Annotated in this window: 17 protein-coding genes, 1 tRNA gene and 1 pseudogene; 12 read left to right on the top strand and 7 right to left on the bottom strand. The window is 58.0% G+C overall.

Annotated elements, in window-relative coordinates:
* Window positions 1-2: 2 nt before the first annotated feature.
* The 4 genes and pseudogenes from BN1128_RS21545 to rpoS all read left to right on the top strand — a co-directional run bounded on the left by BN1128_RS21545 (window position 3) and on the right by rpoS (window position 3,280).
* Window positions 3-620 carry a protein-L-isoaspartate(D-aspartate) O-methyltransferase gene (locus BN1128_RS21545; RefSeq protein WP_042872657.1) on the top strand — a complete coding sequence of 206 codons (618 nt, stop codon included), beginning with the start codon at window positions 3-5 and terminating at the stop codon, window positions 618-620.
* A pseudogene (locus BN1128_RS21540) lies at window positions 617-1,197 on the top strand (YqaA family protein). The gene BN1128_RS21545 and the pseudogene BN1128_RS21540 overlap by 4 nt, the downstream one beginning before the upstream one ends.
* A 9-nt stretch (window positions 1,198-1,206) precedes the next feature.
* The gene (locus BN1128_RS21535) at window positions 1,207-2,250 is read left to right on the top strand and encodes a peptidoglycan DD-metalloendopeptidase family protein (RefSeq protein WP_042872655.1); all 1,044 of its coding nucleotides are present in this window, start codon (window positions 1,207-1,209) and stop codon (window positions 2,248-2,250) included.
* A 46-nt stretch (window positions 2,251-2,296) separates the two neighbouring features.
* Window positions 2,297-3,280 carry an RNA polymerase sigma factor RpoS gene (gene rpoS, locus BN1128_RS21530; RefSeq protein WP_042872653.1) on the top strand — a complete coding sequence of 328 codons (984 nt, stop codon included), beginning with the start codon at window positions 2,297-2,299 and terminating at the stop codon, window positions 3,278-3,280.
* 88 nt (window positions 3,281-3,368) lie between these two features.
* Here rpoS and tsaD read toward each other — a convergent pair whose 3' ends face one another.
* Complete coding sequence (tsaD, locus tag BN1128_RS21525; protein WP_042872652.1) at window positions 3,369-4,382, bottom strand: tRNA (adenosine(37)-N6)-threonylcarbamoyltransferase complex transferase subunit TsaD; 1,014 nt, start codon at window positions 4,380-4,382, stop codon at window positions 3,369-3,371.
* Window positions 4,383-4,561: 179 nt separating this feature from the next.
* Here tsaD and rpsU point away from each other — a divergent pair, with 179 nt between their 5' ends.
* From rpsU to BN1128_RS21500, 5 genes are all read left to right on the top strand, one after another.
* Window positions 4,562-4,777 (top strand): 30S ribosomal protein S21, encoded by a 216-nt coding sequence (gene rpsU, locus BN1128_RS24985; protein WP_005309452.1) that lies wholly within the window; start codon window positions 4,562-4,564, stop codon window positions 4,775-4,777.
* Window positions 4,778-4,792: 15 nt separating this feature from the next.
* Complete coding sequence (locus BN1128_RS21515; RefSeq protein WP_042872650.1) at window positions 4,793-5,236, top strand: GatB/YqeY domain-containing protein; 444 nt, start codon at window positions 4,793-4,795, stop codon at window positions 5,234-5,236.
* Between the two features lie 88 nt (window positions 5,237-5,324).
* Window positions 5,325-7,112 carry a DNA primase gene (gene dnaG / locus BN1128_RS21510; protein ID WP_042872649.1) on the top strand — a complete coding sequence of 596 codons (1,788 nt, stop codon included), beginning with the start codon at window positions 5,325-5,327 and terminating at the stop codon, window positions 7,110-7,112.
* A 183-nt stretch (window positions 7,113-7,295) separates the two neighbouring features.
* The gene (gene rpoD / locus BN1128_RS21505; protein ID WP_290042644.1) at window positions 7,296-9,191 is read left to right on the top strand and encodes an RNA polymerase sigma factor RpoD; all 1,896 of its coding nucleotides are present in this window, start codon (window positions 7,296-7,298) and stop codon (window positions 9,189-9,191) included.
* Window positions 9,192-9,380: 189 nt separating this feature from the next.
* A tRNA-Ile gene (locus BN1128_RS21500) sits at window positions 9,381-9,457 on the top strand.
* A 51-nt stretch (window positions 9,458-9,508) separates the two neighbouring features.
* Here the strand turns inward: BN1128_RS21500 and BN1128_RS21495 are convergent.
* The 6 genes from BN1128_RS21495 to purH form a co-directional block, all read right to left on the bottom strand.
* Complete coding sequence (locus BN1128_RS21495; RefSeq protein WP_244464642.1) at window positions 9,509-9,802, bottom strand: tetratricopeptide repeat protein; 294 nt, start codon at window positions 9,800-9,802, stop codon at window positions 9,509-9,511.
* Window positions 9,793-9,852: a hypothetical protein gene (locus BN1128_RS26385; RefSeq protein ID WP_244464649.1), complete on the bottom strand. Its 60-nt coding sequence runs from the start codon at window positions 9,850-9,852 to the stop codon at window positions 9,793-9,795. The genes BN1128_RS21495 and BN1128_RS26385 overlap by 10 nt, the downstream gene beginning before the upstream one ends.
* Window positions 9,853-10,080: 228 nt before the next feature.
* A complete protein-coding gene (locus BN1128_RS21490; protein ID WP_042872645.1) occupies window positions 10,081-10,644 on the bottom strand; it encodes a cytochrome b/b6 domain-containing protein in 564 nt (187 codons plus the stop codon).
* The gene (locus tag BN1128_RS21485) at window positions 10,625-10,999 is read right to left on the bottom strand and encodes a cytochrome b562 (protein ID WP_042872643.1); all 375 of its coding nucleotides are present in this window, start codon (window positions 10,997-10,999) and stop codon (window positions 10,625-10,627) included. Before BN1128_RS21485 ends, BN1128_RS21490 begins: the two co-directional genes overlap by 20 nt.
* A 280-nt stretch (window positions 11,000-11,279) precedes the next feature.
* Complete coding sequence (purD, locus tag BN1128_RS21475) at window positions 11,280-12,569, bottom strand: phosphoribosylamine--glycine ligase (protein ID WP_042872639.1); 1,290 nt, start codon at window positions 12,567-12,569, stop codon at window positions 11,280-11,282.
* 117 nt (window positions 12,570-12,686) lie between these two features.
* Complete coding sequence (gene purH, locus BN1128_RS21470; protein WP_042872637.1) at window positions 12,687-14,279, bottom strand: bifunctional phosphoribosylaminoimidazolecarboxamide formyltransferase/IMP cyclohydrolase; 1,593 nt, start codon at window positions 14,277-14,279, stop codon at window positions 12,687-12,689.
* Between the two features lie 421 nt (window positions 14,280-14,700).
* On the opposite strand from purH, the gene zntR reads away from it, so the two are divergent.
* The 3 genes from zntR to BN1128_RS21455 all read left to right on the top strand — a co-directional run bounded on the left by zntR (window position 14,701) and on the right by BN1128_RS21455 (window position 16,130).
* Window positions 14,701-15,141: a Zn(2+)-responsive transcriptional regulator gene (zntR, locus tag BN1128_RS21465; protein WP_042872635.1), complete on the top strand. Its 441-nt coding sequence runs from the start codon at window positions 14,701-14,703 to the stop codon at window positions 15,139-15,141.
* A gap of 81 nt (window positions 15,142-15,222) precedes the next feature.
* The gene (locus BN1128_RS21460) at window positions 15,223-15,762 is read left to right on the top strand and encodes a dihydrofolate reductase family protein (protein WP_042872633.1); all 540 of its coding nucleotides are present in this window, start codon (window positions 15,223-15,225) and stop codon (window positions 15,760-15,762) included.
* 131 nt (window positions 15,763-15,893) lie between these two features.
* Window positions 15,894-16,130 carry an alternative ribosome-rescue factor A gene (locus tag BN1128_RS21455; RefSeq protein ID WP_042033731.1) on the top strand — a complete coding sequence of 79 codons (237 nt, stop codon included), beginning with the start codon at window positions 15,894-15,896 and terminating at the stop codon, window positions 16,128-16,130.
* Window positions 16,131-16,205 lie beyond the last annotated feature (75 nt).

The following is a 16,205-nucleotide window of genomic DNA, read 5'->3' as shown; positions in this document are numbered from 1 at the left end:
GTGTGATAGTACAGCGCCTGTTAAACCAGCTGATCGCACAGGACATTCGTGATTTCCGCGTACTCGCGGCGATTGCGAAAGTGCCGCGCCAGCTGTTTGTGGATGAAGCCATGGCCCACAAGGCCTGGGACAACACGGCGTTGCCCATCGGCCACGGTCAGACCATCTCCCAGCCTTATATGGTGGCGCGGATGACCGAGTTGCTGATCCAGAATGATCCGGCCCACGTGCTGGAGATCGGCACTGGCTCCGGTTATCAGACGGCGGTGCTGGCCCATCTGGTGGAGCATGTCTACACGGTGGAACGGATCAAGTTGCTGCAGTTTCAGGCAAGACGCCGGCTGCGGCAGCTCGATCTGCACAATGTCTCCGCCAAGCACGGCAACGGCTGGCTGGGTTGGCCCAACAAGGGGCCGTTTGATGCGATCCTGGTGACGGCGGCGGCCAGCGAGGTGCCCACAGCCCTCACCGATCAACTGGCCGATGGCGGCCGTCTGGTACTGCCGGTGGGAGACAGCCAGCAGACGCTGCAGCTGATCGAGCGATCCGGCTCCCAGCTGACCAGCAAGATCCTGGAGCCGGTGCGGTTTGTTCCCCTGATCGACGGAGATGTTGAGTGACCTTGTTTTCTCGTCTGTACGTGTTGGTGATGCAGTGGCCCGCCACAAGTACGCCCCTTATTATCTGGCGATCACCGCCTTTGTCGAGTCGGTGTTCTGGCCGATCCCGGTGGACGTGATGCTGGCGCCCATGGCGCTGGCCAGGCCGTACAAGGCGTGGCACTACGCCGGGTTGGCAACGACCTTCTCCGTATTGGGGGCGCTGTTTGGCTATGTACTCGGCTATGCCCTGTGGGAGCCCGTGGTGCAGCCGCTGGTTGCCTCGGTGGGATACGAAGACAAGATTGGTCTGGCCCGGCAGTGGTTCGAGCAGTGGGGCATCTGGGTGATTTTTATTGCCAGCTTCACGCCGATCCCCTACAAGGTGTTTACCGTCACGGCAGGCCTGCTGCAAATGGCGCTGTTGCCCTTCATCGTGACCTCGTTGATCGGCCGTGGCATGCGCTTCTTTTTGGTCGCGGGGCTGATGCGCTGGGGCGGTGAGAAGATGGAGCGCAAGCTGATGCACTATGTGGACGTGCTGGGCTGGCTCTGTATTGGTTTGGCCGTTGTGGCCTATTTCTGGTTTAGTCGTTAAGGATCCACTATGCGTTCGCGTGTTTGGCAAGGAAGCAGTATCGTCGTGTTGTCATGGCTGCTGCTCGCTTGCTCTTCCAGCAAGACTGCTGCTCCGGTACAGGGATTGGGCAATGATCGCCTCGTTTCCACCGTACCGACTCGTCAGGGGTCGGCTCAACCGGCCATTCAGGGCAACAGCTACACGGTGAAAAAAGGGGATACCCTCTACTCCATCGCTTTCAACTCGGGCAATGATGTGCCGTCTCTGGCCAGCCTCAACGGTATCAGCCCCCCCTATAACATCTATCCAGGGCAACAGATCCGGTTCGATTCATCCGCCGGCAGTCAGACGGTTGCACGCAGTGCCGGCACCTATCAGGTTCGGCGTGGTGATACCCTGAGCAGCATAGGCCGTCAGTTTGGCATGTCGAATCAGACGCTGGCACAGAGCAACAGCCTGCAGGCGCCCTATGCACTCCACGTTGGCCAGGTGTTGAATGTGCAGTCTGCCAGCACTGGAGGCAGTCAGATGGTTGCCGTAACCCGTCCGGTTACGACGCAAAGTACAGGCCCCAAACCCCTGGCGACAGCACCATCAGGTACGACCACGCCATTTATCAAACAGAAAACGATTGCTCAGCCATCTTCAAAGGAATACGCTCAGGTCAAAGAACAAAAAACAGACAACAAGCCTCAGTCGAGACTTTCTTGGCACTGGCCGACACAAGGCCGGATTGTTGAGGGTTTCTCCGTTGCAGAACAGGGAAACAAGGGCATAGACATCGCTGGTCAGAAGGGGCAACCCGTCTATGCAGCGAGTGGCGGCAAGGTCGTCTATGCGGGTAGCGCACTAAGAGGTTATGGCAAGCTGATCATACTCAAGCATGATGATGATTACCTCTCTGCCTACGCTCACAATGATGAGTTGCGGGTCAGGGAAGGGGATAGCGTCAAGGGCGGAGCAGTCATTGCCAACATGGGTAGCACGGACGCCCCGGATGTGCGATTGCACTTTGAAATCCGGTATCGAGGCAAATCGATAAACCCGATGAGCCATTTGCCAAAGCGTTAACCCAGAGAGTTAAGTCTTACTCTGGTTCAGGTCAGGGAGACACGCCATGAGCCAAGAACAACTGGTTATGCAGGATGCAGAGTTAGAGTTCGACGAGGAGCTGGAGACCCACGAGGAGGAAGAGGTTCGGGAAGTAGCAGCCGAGGTCGAAGAGACTATTTCCGACGAACTGATGGCACCGGAACTGAACAAGGTGATGGATGCCACCCAGCTCTATCTGGGGGAGATTGGTTTCTCCCCCCTGCTCACCGCCGAAGAAGAAGTTTATTATGCTCGTCGTGCCTTGCGAGGTGATAAAGCCGCCCGCAAGCGCATGATTGAGTCCAATCTGCGATTGGTGGTTAAAATCGCCCGTCGTTACAACAACCGCGGCCTGGTGCTGCTGGATCTCATCGAAGAGGGTAACCTCGGCCTCATCCGCGCGGTAGAGAAATTCGACCCGGAGCGCGGCTTCCGTTTCTCGACCTATGCCACCTGGTGGATCCGCCAGACCATAGAGCGGGCCATCATGAATCAGACTCGCACCATCCGTCTGCCGATCCATGTGGTCAAGGAGCTGAACGTCTATCTGCGTACCGCTCGTGAACTCTCTCATCGCCTCGATCATGAACCGACCGCAGAGGACATCGCCTTTGCGCTGGATCGCTCGGTAGACGACGTGAATCGCATGCTCAAGCTCAACGAGAAGATCACCTCTGTGGATACCCCCATAGGTGGCGATCGCGACAAGGCGCTGCTGGATGTCCTTTCTGATGAACGTGGCATGGGGCCCGAGCTGGAGTCGCAGGATGACGACATGCGTGCCAGCATAGTGCACTGGCTGGAGGAGCTTAATCCCAAGCAGCGCGAGGTACTGGCTCGTCGTTTTGGCCTGCTCGGTTATGAACCGGCCACACTGGAAGACGTGGGGTCCGAGATCGGTTTGACCCGGGAGCGGGTACGCCAGATCCAGGTTGAAGGACTGCGTCGCCTGCGGGAGATCCTGCTGGGGCAGGGGCTCTCCATCGAGGCACTGTTTCGCACCAATTAGCGAGTACCAATCAGGGCGCATTGGTGCTGCTGATAGCAACAAAAAAGGGGCCATGAGCCCCTTTTTCATTGCAACAGGATCCGCAGGATCACACCGGATCCAGGGTGTCCAGCGGCCAGCGCGGCACGGCCTTGACTACCAGTGGCTCGAATACACCCGCCTTCAGGCGCTGCATGCCTGCATAGGCAATCATGGCACCGTTATCGGTGCAATATTCGGTGCGCGGATAGAACACCTCGCCTTTGAGACTTTCCATCAGCTCGGCCAGCTGGGCACGCAGGTGACGGTTGGCGCTGACGCCACCGGCTACCACCAGCCGTTTGAGGCCGGTCTCCTTCAAGGCGCGACGGCACTTGATGGCCAGGGTATCGACCACTGCATCTTCAAACGCACGGGCGATATCGGCGCGGGTCTGTTCATCGTCGTTGTTGGCGGCAATGGTGTTGGCAGCAAAGGTCTTGAGACCGGAGAAACTCATGTCGAGTCCGGGCCTGTCCGTCATGGGACGGGGAAAGTTGAACCGACCGCTGGCGCCCTTCTCGGCTAGACGAGAGAGCAACGGGCCACCCGGGTAGTCCAGCCCCATCAGCTTGGCAGTCTTGTCAAAGGCTTCGCCAGCCGCGTCGTCGATGGATTCACCCAACAGCTGATAGCTGCCGATACCGTCGACCCGCACCAGCATGGAGTGACCACCGGAGACCAGCAGCGCCACGAAGGGAAACTCGGGGGCTCTCTCTTCCAGCATGGGAGCCAGCAGGTGGCCTTCCATATGATGCACGGCGATGGCCGGTTTGTTCCACGCCATCGCCAGCGAGCGGCCTATGGTGGCCCCTACCAGAATGGCGCCAACCAGCCCTGGACCCGCGGTATAGGCGATGCCGTCTATGTCATCTTTACCCAGTCCCGCCTCTTGCAATGCGGCCTGGATCAAGGGGATCGTCTTGCGAACATGATCCCGGCTTGCGAGCTCGGGGACGACGCCCCCGTAGTCCGCATGTAGCTTGACCTGGCTGTATAACTGATGGGAAAGGATCCCTTTTTGATCGTCGAAGATCGCGATCCCGGTTTCGTCACAGGATGTCTCTATGCCCAATACACGCATTGCTAAAAAATTTCACTGCTAAAATGAGACGGCTATGGTAACCTTCGCGGGTTTTTTAAACCAGAGCGATCTCTGCGGGTTTACTTTCATTCCCTGTCCAGAGTATAATTTCGCACCATTTTAAGACATGCTGATCGACTGATGGTCAGCTAACAATATATCACTGAGGTGAAAGGCACATGCCAGTAATCAAAGTCCGTGAAAATGAGCCGTTTGACGTTGCTCTGCGTCGCTTCAAGCGTTCTTGCGAAAAGGCCGGTATCCTGTCTGAAGTTCGTAGCCGTGAGTTCTACGAGAAGCCGACTACTATTCGTAAGCGCGCCAAAGCGTCTGCTGTAAAGCGTCACGCCAAGAAGCTGTCTCGCGAAAACGCACGTCGTATCCGCCTGTACTAATCGGGAGATAATGCCGTGTCTCTGAAGGATCAACTCAAGGATCAACAAAAACTCGCCATGCTTGCCAGAGATAAGGCTCGCTTGGGGGCGATCCGTTTGTTGATGGCAGAAATCAAGCAACGTGAAGTTGATTCCCGTATCGAGCTCAATGATGAGGATATCCTCGCTGTCGTGACCAAAATGGTCAAACAGCGCCGCGATTCCATCAGCCAATTTGAAGCTGCCGGTCGCCAGGATCTCGCCGACAAAGAGTCCGCTGAGATCGTTGTGCTGCAGGAATTCCTGCCACAACAGCTGACCGCAGACGAAATTGCCGCACTGATTGAGCAAGCCATCACTGAAAGTGGTGCTGCCGTCATGGCTGATATGGGCAAGGTCATGGCTGTCTTGAAGCCGAAAATTCAGGGGCGTGCCGATGTCGGCGCCGTCAGTGCTCAGGTGAAAACCAGCTTGGCGTAACAGGCAACTCTCTTGTTTGGTCGAAGAAGCCGTGCTTCCATAGGAATGCGCGGCTTTTTTATTTTCTACGCAATGAAACAGGACGGTTATGGCAGGCAGGATCCCACAATCCTTTATCGATGATCTGCTCGTACGCACAGACATAGTCGAGCTGATCGACTCGCGAGTGCGGCTGAAAAAAGCCGGTAAGAACTACCAGGCTTGCTGCCCTTTTCATAACGAAAAAAGTCCCTCTTTTACCGTCAGTCAGGAGAAACAGTTCTATCACTGCTTCGGCTGTGGCGCCCACGGCAATGCCATCGGCTTTGTTATGGAGTACGACGGTCTCGAATTCCCCGATGCCATTGAAGAGCTCGCCAGCATGCAGGGCATGCAGGTGCCTCGCGAGCAGAGTATTGGCGGCTCGAGCAATAGCCAACCGGCCGTCAGCAAGGATCTCTATGAGCTGATGAACCAGATCGCCCGTTTCTACGAGAGCAATCTCAAGAGCGCACCCCAGGCGGTGGAATACTTGAAGGGGCGCGGCCTGACTGGTGAAGTGGTCAAGCGTTTCAATATTGGTTATGCCCCTGCAGATTGGGATCAGGTGAGACGCCGTTTTGGCGCTAGCCGCGATCACGAGCAGTTGCTCGTCTCGGGTGGCATGTTGATCACTCGTGACAGCGGTGCCGGCAGCTATGATCGTTTCCGCGATCGCATCATGTTTCCGATCCGGGACAAGCGCGGCCGAGTCATAGGTTTTGGTGGCCGGGTGCTGGGTGATGGCACGCCCAAGTACCTCAACTCGCCTGAAACCCCGATCTTCCACAAGGGGCGAGAGCTGTTCGGCCTCTACGAGGTAAAGCAGGCCCACAAGGATCCTCGCCGGATCCTGGTAGTCGAAGGCTACATGGATGTGGTGGCGCTCGGTCAATACGACATCGATTATGCGGTGGCTGCACTGGGTACTGCTACCACCACCGACCATATTCACACCCTGTTTCGCACCACGGCCGAGGTGGTTTGCTGCTACGACGGTGACAATGCCGGTCGTGAAGCGGCCTGGCGAGCGCTGGATAATGCACTGTCCCATCTGCAGGATGGTCGTGAACTCAAGTTCGTGTTCTTGCCCGATGGAGAAGATCCGGATTCGCTGGTGCGTCAGATTGGCAAGGAAGGTTTTGAGGCCTTGCTGGATCAAGCTCAGCCTTTCGCCGACTTCATGTTTGAGCGTCTGGGGCGGGATGCGGCCCTCTCCGGTGAGGCGGGCAAGTTCGAGGTGGCCAACAAGGCTGCCGAACTGATCCGCCGGGTACCGGAGGGATTTACCCGCGAGGGGCTGATCACCCGTCTTTCCAGCATGATGCGCTGGGGTGAGAACAAGCAGCGCATCGCCGAACTGTTCGCCCGCAATAGCCAGCCCAAGGCCGAGCTCACCAAACCCAAGGCCGCCAAGCTGACGCCGCTACGTCGGGCATTGGCCCTGATGGTGCAATATCCGGCGGTGACGGCCGAGCTGCCGGCCATGCCTGAACTGGCCGGGCTGCGGGTACAAGGAATCAAGTTCCTGCTGCAGCTGCATCAGCAGATCCTGGCGCAGCCCAGGATCACCACGGGCATCTTGCTGGAGCACTGGCGCGGCACCAAAGAGGGCGAAATCCTCGCCCAGCTGGCGATGCACGACTTGTTTGAAGAGATCAAGCTCGACCAGGAGCCGGATATTCTGGGAGAACTACAGGATACCTTCGTCGGTTTCATCAACCAGTTTCTGAAGCAACGAATTGAAGAATTGCAGGCCAAGGTAGCTCAGGAAGGGCTAAGCTCTGAGGAAACGCAGGAGCTAATGATGTTGATCAGAGAGGTACAGATTGAGAAAAGAAATGAGAGTGGGGCTTGATATTTGAGTGATTAGTCCCAATATAAATACCGTTGCCCGAATCGACGGGATTAAAAGCAAAAATTTTATAACCGCCTGGCCCCGACAATACTGCGGGCAGGGGTTTCTCATGACCGACGCCGCAACCAGACATAGCATGTCTGGCGGTTTTCTATTAGAATTGGCTATTTGCGCAGCAGCGCACTGTACGCGCAACCTAGCAACACCAACCGGATGAGTTCTATGGAGCAAACCCCGCAGTCTCAGCTTAAACTCCTCGTTGCCAAAGGTAAAGAACAGGGCTACCTGACCTATGCCGAGGTGAACGATCACCTCCCGCAAGACATTGTCGACTCTGACCAGATCGAAGACATCATCCAGATGATCAACGATATGGGTATTCAGGTGGTTGAAAACGCCCCGGATGCCGATGACCTTATCATGGCTGAAGGCGGTACCGCCGATGAGGACGCTGCCGAAGCAGCTGCCCAGGCACTGGCATCTGTTGAATCTGAGATTGGTCGTACGACCGATCCTGTCCGCATGTACATGCGGGAAATGGGTACCGTCGAACTGCTGACCCGTGAAGGCGAAATCGACATCGCCAAGCGGATCGAAGACGGTATCAACCAGGTACAAAGCTCCGTTGCCGAGTACCCGGAAGCGATTACCTATCTGCTTGAGCAGTATGATAAATACGAAGCTGAACAGCTGCGTCTGTCCGACATCATCTCGGGTTTCATCGATCCTAACGAGGCCGATGACGTCGCGCCGACCGCGACTCACATTGGTTCTGAACTCGGTGAAGACGATCTGGCCGACGAAGACGAAGATGAAGACGAAGATGAAGACGACGACGGCGAAAGCTCGGACGACGACGGTGACGGTGGTCCAGATCCGGAAGTTGCTCGCGAGAAATTTGGCGAGCTGCGTGCCCAGTATGAGGTAACGCGTCTCTCCATTCAGAAGAATGGCCGCGCGCATGAAGATACCCAGGCTGCGATTGCCCTGCTGGCTGATGTGTTCCGTCAATTCCGCCTGATGCCCAAGCAGTTCGATCGCTTGGTCAACAACATGCGCGAGATGATGGAGCGAGTCCGCGTACAGGAACGCATCATCATGAAACTCTGCGTTGAGCAGGCCAAGATGCCGAAGAAAACCTTCGTCGCTGCCTTCACCAACAATGAGTGTGAAACTGCCTGGTTTGAATACCAGAAACAGGCTGGCAAAGCTTGGTCTCCACGTCTGGTCGATATGGACGAAGAAGTGCTGCGTTCCATCGGCAAGCTGCAGCAAATTGAAGAAGAGACCGGTCTGTCCATTGCCCAGATCAAGGATATCAACCGCCGCATGAGCATCGGTGAGGCCAAGGCCCGCCGTGCGAAGAAAGAGATGGTCGAGGCCAACTTGCGTCTGGTTATCTCCATCGCCAAGAAGTACACCAACCGTGGTCTGCAATTCCTGGATCTGATCCAGGAGGGCAACATAGGTCTGATGAAGGCGGTAGACAAGTTTGAATACCGTCGTGGCTACAAGTTCTCGACTTACGCTACCTGGTGGATCCGTCAGGCCATTACCCGCTCCATCGCGGATCAGGCCCGTACCATCCGTATCCCGGTACACATGATCGAGACCATCAACAAGCTCAACCGTATCTCCCGTCAGATGCTGCAGGAGATGGGTCGTGAACCGAACCCGGAAGAGCTGGCCATGCGCATGGGCATGCCGGAAGATAAGATCCGCAAGGTATTGAAGATCGCCAAGGAGCCCATCTCCATGGAGACGCCCATCGGTGATGATGAAGACTCCCACTTGGGCGATTTCATCGAAGATACCACCCTGGCTCTGCCGGCGGATGCGGCGACCAGCGAAAGCCTGCGCAACGCGACGCGCGAAGTGCTGGCCGGCCTGACTGCCCGCGAAGCCAAGGTGCTGCGGATGCGTTTCGGGATCGACATGAACACTGACCACACCCTGGAGGAAGTGGGCAAGCAGTTCGACGTCACCCGTGAGCGTATTCGTCAGATCGAAGCCAAGGCACTGCGCAAATTGCGCCACCCGAGCCGCTCAGAAGTACTGCGCAGCTTCCTGGACGAATAGTCCCAGGTATGTGCCCAGAGCAGTCGTCTCAAAAGCCCCGCCATGCGGGGCTTTGTTTTATTTATGGAACGTGAGCAGGTTGGCAGGAATATTGGCAGGAAAGTGGACAAAATGTCGCCAAGTGGTTGATCTACCTATAGACTGGCTTCTCTACATCCCCTATAATCCACGCCGCAAAACCAACAATCTGGCCCCTTAGCTCAGTTGGTTAGAGCAGTCGACTCATAATCGATTGGTCGCCCGTTCAAGTCGGGCAGGGGCCACCAAATTCCGTAAAAAGGCCGCTCATCATGAGCGGCCTTTTTGTTTCTGGCTATTTACTCGCGTCGATCCTGATTGGCGGCATAGAGGGCGATGGCGTGCCGGTAAGGAGCCAGAGCCGGACCTGTCGCCGTCTCTGCCAGTACCGCCAGCAGGCTCTCCATTCCCTCCTTGTTGCGCCCCAGGTTGTAGCAAACCATGGCGAAAAACACCTTGAACTCATTGGCATCGGGGAAGCGGGCTAACCCCTGCTCGAAGGCGGCCAGCGCCTCCGGGTATTGCTCGGTCGTGCGACAAGAGCTGCCAAGGTCGAGCCCGGCGCCACTCAGCGCCTCACCGGTCAGCCCCACAGTGCGATGGCCTGGCGGTAGAGGGGAATGGCCTGTGCCTCTCGTCCCAGGTTATCGCGCAGGCAGGCTACTTCGTAATGCCGCCCGGCATGTCGTGGATGCTCGATGAGTTGTTGCAGGCAGTGCTGGCGAGCCTCTTCTATCCTGCCCTCTGTCTTGAGGGTTCATGGGGGCTCCTGCATAGAAATAGGGTGCAAGCATGCCTGCGAGGCCAGGGTGGGAGAGCTGTGGGTCAACAAGGGACAGACCCGGCCAGGGGCGTGGGTCTGTCTGACATGTCAGGAGTGCTGATCCTGACGAGCCTGTGCTTGCTTCGGGCGTGCGCCGCGTACCGCAGGCAACATGCGCACCACTAGGTTGCTGCGCTGGCGCCAGGAGGTAAATGCGAGGGCCGTCAGGTGCAGCGCTATCATGCCCTGCAGGGCCCAGGTGCACCAGACGTGCCAGTCGTCGGCCCCCAGTTCGAAACCCAGCTCTGTATTCTGGAACCAGCCGCTACCGGCGGTGGCCAGTACGGTCAGCCAGAGCGCCCATACCGCCAGCTTGCCGCTGCCGTGATGGCCGGGGGTTGCCGGAGCACGTTCCCGCAGCTCCACGGCCTGCTGGCGAAAATCTGCCCGGCTCGGGATCAGGGCTCGCAGCCGGGCATGGCCCCTGGCGAAAGAGAGCCCCCACACCAGGCGCAGGCTGATCAGTGCCATGGCGGCATACCCCAGCCATTCGTGCCACTCTTCCCCGGCCTCGTTGAGCCAGAGGTTGCCGATACAGGCGGCCGCCACACCCCAGTGGGTGAGGCGGACCAGACTATCCCAGTGAAAGGGCTCAGCCTTTTTGCTTGGCATATTTGTGGTACTCCTTCTTCAGGTCATTGACCTTGGCCAGGTGCTCGCGCGCCTTGGCTTCATCACCCGCCTTGAGGGCTGCCAGGCTGGCATCCAGCTCGGTCTGCACCTCGTTCATGCCTTCCAGAAACTTCTCTTTCTTGGCGGCCGGCATGTTCTTCTGCTTGGCGACATCGAGCTGAGCCTTCATCTCGTTGATGTGTTTCTCCATGGAGGCTGCGTCGCCGGCCTTGACGGCCTGCTTGTAGTTGAAGCCGATCTTCTTCATCGGCTGTTCCAGATCACCGGCCATGGCGGGCAGGGTCATCAGGCCAAACATCAGGGGCAGCAACAGGGGGCGAACAGTTTTCAACATGGGATTTCCTTATTTAACGACATGCTTATCAATTTAGATTGGTTTCTTATGAACCCTTATTTGGCGTTCATGACAGGCATGATGCCATGAGCCACCGTGAACTGTTTGTGAAAATTGCTGTTTTTTGTCACAAATGGTAACGCCAGAGGGGAAAATGTGAGGGAGATGGCGAGGGATCCCCCTGGGGCAAGGGCGATAGCCGTTAACAAATCCAGCCGGTCGCACCATATGAAAAAGGGCCCGCAGGCCCTGATGATCATGATGGTACCGAAGGCGGAGATTACTGCGCCTGCTCGCGCTCTATGGCACGCCAGCCGATGTCCTTGCGGTAGAAGAGGCCATCCCACTTGATGCGAGCCGCCAGCTGATAGGCTCGCTGCTGGGCTTCGGCGACGGTATGGCCAAGGGCGGTGGCGCACAGCACGCGGCCACCCTGGGTCAGGCTGGTATCCCCTTCCAGCCGGGTGCCGGCATGGAATACCTTCTCACCGGCTACTTCATCCACCGGCAGTCCGCTGATGGGGCGATTGCTGCAGTAGTCACCGGGATAACCACCCGCTGCCAACACCACACCGATGGCGGCGCGGGGGTCATAGATGGCCTCCTTCTGATCAAGCTTGCCTGCGCAGGCGGCCAGGCAGAGTTCCACCAGATCGGATTGCATCCGCAGCATGATGGGCTGGGTCTCTGGGTCGCCGAAGCGGCAGTTGAATTCGATCACCTTGGGATTACCTAGGCCATCTATCATCAGGCCTGCGTAGAGGAAGCCGGTGTAAACATTGCCTTCGGCCGCCATGCCACGCACGGTCGGCATGATCACCTGCTCCATCACCTTCTTGTGCACCGCATCGGTGACCACGGGGGCCGGGGAATAAGCCCCCATGCCGCCTGTGTTGGGGCCTGTGTCGCCATCGCCGACCCGTTTGTGATCCTGACTGGTGGCCATGGGCAGCACATGCTCGCCATCCACCATGACGATGAAGCTCGCCTCTTCCCCGTCCAGAAACTCTTCGATCACCACACGGGCACCGGCATCGCCAAATGCATTGCCGGAGAGCATGTCACGCACTGCGTCTTCCGCTTCTTGCAGGGTCATGGCGACGATCACGCCCTTGCCCGCCGCCAGACCATCGGCCTTGATGACGATGGGGGCGCCCTTCTCACGCAGGTAGGCCAGTGCCGGCTCCACCTCGGTGAAGTTCTGGTAGTCGGCGGTCGGAATGGCGTGACGGGCCAGGAAATCCTTGGTGAAGGCCTTGGAGCCTTCCAGTTGGGCGGCGGCGGCGGTTGGGCCGAAGATGGGCTGACCGGCAGCGCGGAAGGCATCGACCACCCCTTTCACCAGCGGCGCTTCCGGCCCGACTATGGTGAGACCTATCTGTTTTTCCTTGGCGAAGGCCAGCAGCCCCTCGATGTCGGTCGCCTCAATGGCGACGTTCTCGACGCCCGGCTCCAGCTGGGTGCCCGCATTGCCCGGCGCCACGAAGACGTGGTGTACCAGTGGGGAGTGTTTGGCCTTCCAGGCCAGGGCATGTTCACGACCGCCGTTGCCAATGATCAGTACTTTCATCGTATCGCTCGCTTCTATTCGTGGTAACCGGCTCGGCCCGCAGATGGTGCGTCGCCGGTTGAAAATAGTCAGTTGAAAAGAGACAACAAAAGGGCCGCCAGCGGCGACCCTGACTCATCAGTGACGGAAATGGCGCATGTTGGTGAACACCATTGTCATGCCGTGTTCGTCGGCGGCGTCGATTACCTCCTGATCGCGTATCGAGCCACCCGGCTGGATGACACAGGCGATACCGGCGGCCGCGGCGGCATCTATGCCATCGCGGAACGGGAAGAAGGCATCGGAGGCCATGACGGAGCCTGCCACCGTCAGCCCTTCATCCTCGGCCTTGATGCCGGCGATCTTGGCGGAGTAGACCCGGCTCATCTGGCCGGCGCCGACGCCTATGGTCTGACCCTCTTTGGCGTAGACGATGGCGTTGGATTTGACGAACTTGGCCACTTTCCAGCAGAACAGCAGATCTTTCAGTTCGGCCTCGGTCGGCTGGCGCTTGCTGACCACTTTCAGGTCGCCCTGAGTCACCATGCCAAGATCCCGCTCCTGCACCAGCAGGCCGCCGTTGACCCGCTTGAGGTCAAAGCCCTGAGCCGGCGCAGTCCATTGGCCGCACTCGAGCAGGCGTACGTTCTGCTTGCTGGCAACGGCGTCACGGGCTGCCTGGCTCACGCTCGGGGCAATGATCACTTCCACGAACTGGCGTGCGACTATGGCGGCTGCGGTGGCCCCATCCAGTTCGCGGTTGAAGGCGATGATGCCGCCAAAGGCGGAAGTAGGGTCGGTCTGGTAGGCGCGATCGTAGGCAGTCAGCAGGTCAGCGCCGATGGCCACGCCACAGGGATTGGCATGTTTGACGATGACGCAGGCCGGCTCGTTGAACTCTTTCACGCACTCCAGCGCCGCGTCGGTATCGGCGATGTTGTTGTAGGAGAGCGCCTTGCCCTGCAACTGGATGGCGCTGGAGACAGAGCCCGGTGCGGCCTGCTCCTCGGCATAGAAGGCGGCAGCCTGATGGCTGTTCTCGCCATAGCGCATGTCCTGCTTCTTGATGAACTGGCTGTTGAAGGTGCGCGGAAAACGGGACTCGGCGTCGCCTTCCTTGTTGTCTCCATAGCTCGGCACCATGGTGCCGAAGTAGTTGGCGATCATGCCGTCATAGGCGGCAGTGTGCTCGAAGGCGGCGATGGCAAGGTCAAAACGGGTAGCCAGTTGCAGGCTGTTGCCGTTGGCATCCATCTCGGCGATCACGCGCGCGTAGTCGGCTGCCTTGACGACGATGGCCACGTCTTTGTGGTTTTTGGCGGCGGAACGCACCATGGTCGGGCCGCCGATGTCGATGTTCTCGACCGCATCGGCCAGGGTGCAACCCGCTTTGGCCACTGTCGCGGCAAAGGGGTAGAGGTTGACGACAACCATGTCGATGGGGGAGATAGCGTGTTGGGCCATGATGGCGTCATCCCGATCGCGACGACCGAGAATGCCGCCGTGGACCTTGGGATGCAGGGTCTTGACCCGGCCATCCATCATCTCGGGGAAACCCGTGTAGTCGGAGACCTCGGTCACCGGCAGACCCGCGTCTGCGAGCAACTTGGCGGTGCCGCCGGTGGAGAGCAAGGCCACGCCACGTTCGTTGAGTGCCTTGGCAAATTCCAGGATGCCAGTCTTGTCAGACACACTCAGCAGTGCACGGCGAATGGGTCGAGCTTGTTCCATCACACTATCGTCCTCAGCATAACGGGGACTGTTCCATGGGAGGCGAGGCTCAACACAGAGAGTCCCCAAATAAATGGAAGTGGGGGATTTCGCAAATCACTCTCGCCAAAAAAATCTGCTGTTGGCAAACGTGTTTTAGGAAATGCCCGCTTTGACGCGACGCTCTCTTGTGGGCGCATATTCTACACAAAAAATGTGACCTGTGGTGGATTTTTTAAAGTGACAAAGCCTTGTCTGGTGAGGTGTTAAACGTTTTCTGGTGGTTTTTGTGAAACGTTTGTCTTTTCAGTGTTTTGATGAAAAAAAGCGGCGGGATCACCTTTTGCTTGTCCCTTTCCTGCCCCTGGCTGGCAATCAATGGGCAAAGGGGCGATAGTAGGTTCCGGTTTTTTCGAGTGGCAAACCAGAAGGGAGACAGGGCATGTATCGGATCGGGGAACTGGCCAAAGCGTGTGGGGTAAAGGCGGATACCCTGCGTTTTTACGAGAAGAATGGCCTCATCTCGCCTGGGATCCGGAACGAGTCCGGCTACCGCCTCTACGGCGAGCAGGACAGGCGGCGACTGGAGTTCATCATACGTGCCAAGTCGGTGGGATTCTCCCTTGCCGACATCGGTGAGCTGCTCGACCTCGATACCAACAAAGCCAAGGTGACCTGTCAGGAGGTGAAAGCGGTGGCCGACACCAAGCTGGCCCAGGTGGAGCAGAAGATCATGGAGTTGACCCGCTTTCGTGAGAACCTGCGCGAGCTCTCCAACATCTGCTGCGGCGGCCCGCGCTCGGCGGAGCACTGCGCCATCCTGGAGGTGCTCGAATCTGGCGCCCCCGCCCAGCATGAGCATCACGCCCACGCTCATGAATAAACCCATTGACCCGACAGCGGTTGCTGGTGGCGAGCATCCAAATAGCGCCCTATCAGCCGTTTGCGCACAGAGACAAACATCATGATGACAAGACCCGAAGTCACCGTCTTCCTGGCGCTTTCCCTTGATGGCTTCATCGCAGGGGAGGCCCACTCACTCGACTGGTTGACGCCTTATTCCTCCGATCCCCCCGATGAAACCGGGTTCAATGCGCTGATGGAACATAGCGATACGCTGCTGATGGGGCGCAATACCTATGATGCCATCATGGGGTTCGGCGTCTGGCCCTACGAAGGACTGAGAGTCAGGGTGATGACGCACAATCCCGTCGAGCCCCGCTATCAGGAACAATTTGTCAGTGGTGAACTGAGGCAGGTACTGGCCGGGCTGTGGGATCAAGGGGCCCGCCATGTCTATCTGGATGGTGGCAACCTGGTGCGCCAGGCTCTGCAGGCCGAGCTGGTCGATACGCTGACGCTGTCCAGCGTCCCGGTGCTGCTTGGCAAAGGCATTCCGCTGTTCGGAACTGATATCCCGGTGAGTCACTGGTATCCAGCTCAGGTGAAGACGCTGCCAAGCGGGATTGTTCAGGTGAGTTACCAGCGCAAGCAAAAGGGCTGATCAGTTTGCCAGGATGCTATTGTGACGGCGGCGATTTGGTGACAAAATCGCTGCGTTTTTGACCTGGGCCACAGGGCCTGCAGAGAAAACCGCAATACAGCCAATAACGAGAGAGAAGAGAAGGAGCCACTATGGCCAAGAGAAGGGTTGATGAGCCCGTCATCGTGCAGGATATCGCCGCTCAGGCAGGCTATGCCCACAGGCGCGGGGAGATAAAGGATAACCACTTGCAAGCCCTGCTCACGGATCCGCTGTTTCGCAGCCGGGTCGAGCAAAACAAGAAGGGCAAGGGGAGTTACCAGCGCAAGGCCAAATATGGCAAGCGGTGGGAGCCCGGCCAACAGCAGATGGGATGCGTCTGCTGCTGAGCGGGTTTCTGCCGCAAGGCATGACTGACACAATGAGGGCGCCATGGGCGCCCTCATTGTGTTGGCAGTGAAGCC

The sequence above is a fragment of the Aeromonas piscicola genome, assembly GCF_000820005.1.
GTDB lineage: Bacteria > Pseudomonadota > Gammaproteobacteria > Enterobacterales > Aeromonadaceae > Aeromonas > Aeromonas piscicola.
Note: the sequence above shows the minus strand (reverse complement) of the source record. Positions and strands in the feature narration are given on the sequence as shown.

What these genes read in the sequence shown, in the direction of transcription:
- BN1128_RS21535 (WP_042872655.1), top strand. Translation starts at nt 1,207, where the DNA reads ATGCGTTCGCGTGTTTGGCAAGGAAGCAGTATCGTCGTGTTGTCATGG.
- rpoS (WP_042872653.1), top strand. Translation starts at nt 2,297, where the DNA reads ATGAGCCAAGAACAACTGGTTATGCAGGATGCAGAGTTAGAGTTCGAC.
- tsaD (WP_042872652.1), bottom strand. Translation starts at nt 4,382, where the DNA reads ATGCGTGTATTGGGCATAGAGACATCCTGTGACGAAACCGGGATCGCG.
- rpsU (WP_005309452.1), top strand. Translation starts at nt 4,562, where the DNA reads ATGCCAGTAATCAAAGTCCGTGAAAATGAGCCGTTTGACGTTGCTCTG.
- dnaG (WP_042872649.1), top strand. Translation starts at nt 5,325, where the DNA reads ATGGCAGGCAGGATCCCACAATCCTTTATCGATGATCTGCTCGTACGC.
- BN1128_RS21490 (WP_042872645.1), bottom strand. Translation starts at nt 10,644, where the DNA reads ATGCCAAGCAAAAAGGCTGAGCCCTTTCACTGGGATAGTCTGGTCCGC.
- BN1128_RS21485 (WP_042872643.1), bottom strand. Translation starts at nt 10,999, where the DNA reads ATGTTGAAAACTGTTCGCCCCCTGTTGCTGCCCCTGATGTTTGGCCTG.
- purD (WP_042872639.1), bottom strand. Translation starts at nt 12,569, where the DNA reads ATGAAAGTACTGATCATTGGCAACGGCGGTCGTGAACATGCCCTGGCC.
- purH (WP_042872637.1), bottom strand. Translation starts at nt 14,279, where the DNA reads ATGGAACAAGCTCGACCCATTCGCCGTGCACTGCTGAGTGTGTCTGAC.
- zntR (WP_042872635.1), top strand. Translation starts at nt 14,701, where the DNA reads ATGTATCGGATCGGGGAACTGGCCAAAGCGTGTGGGGTAAAGGCGGAT.
- BN1128_RS21460 (WP_042872633.1), top strand. Translation starts at nt 15,223, where the DNA reads ATGATGACAAGACCCGAAGTCACCGTCTTCCTGGCGCTTTCCCTTGAT.
- BN1128_RS21455 (WP_042033731.1), top strand. Translation starts at nt 15,894, where the DNA reads ATGGCCAAGAGAAGGGTTGATGAGCCCGTCATCGTGCAGGATATCGCC.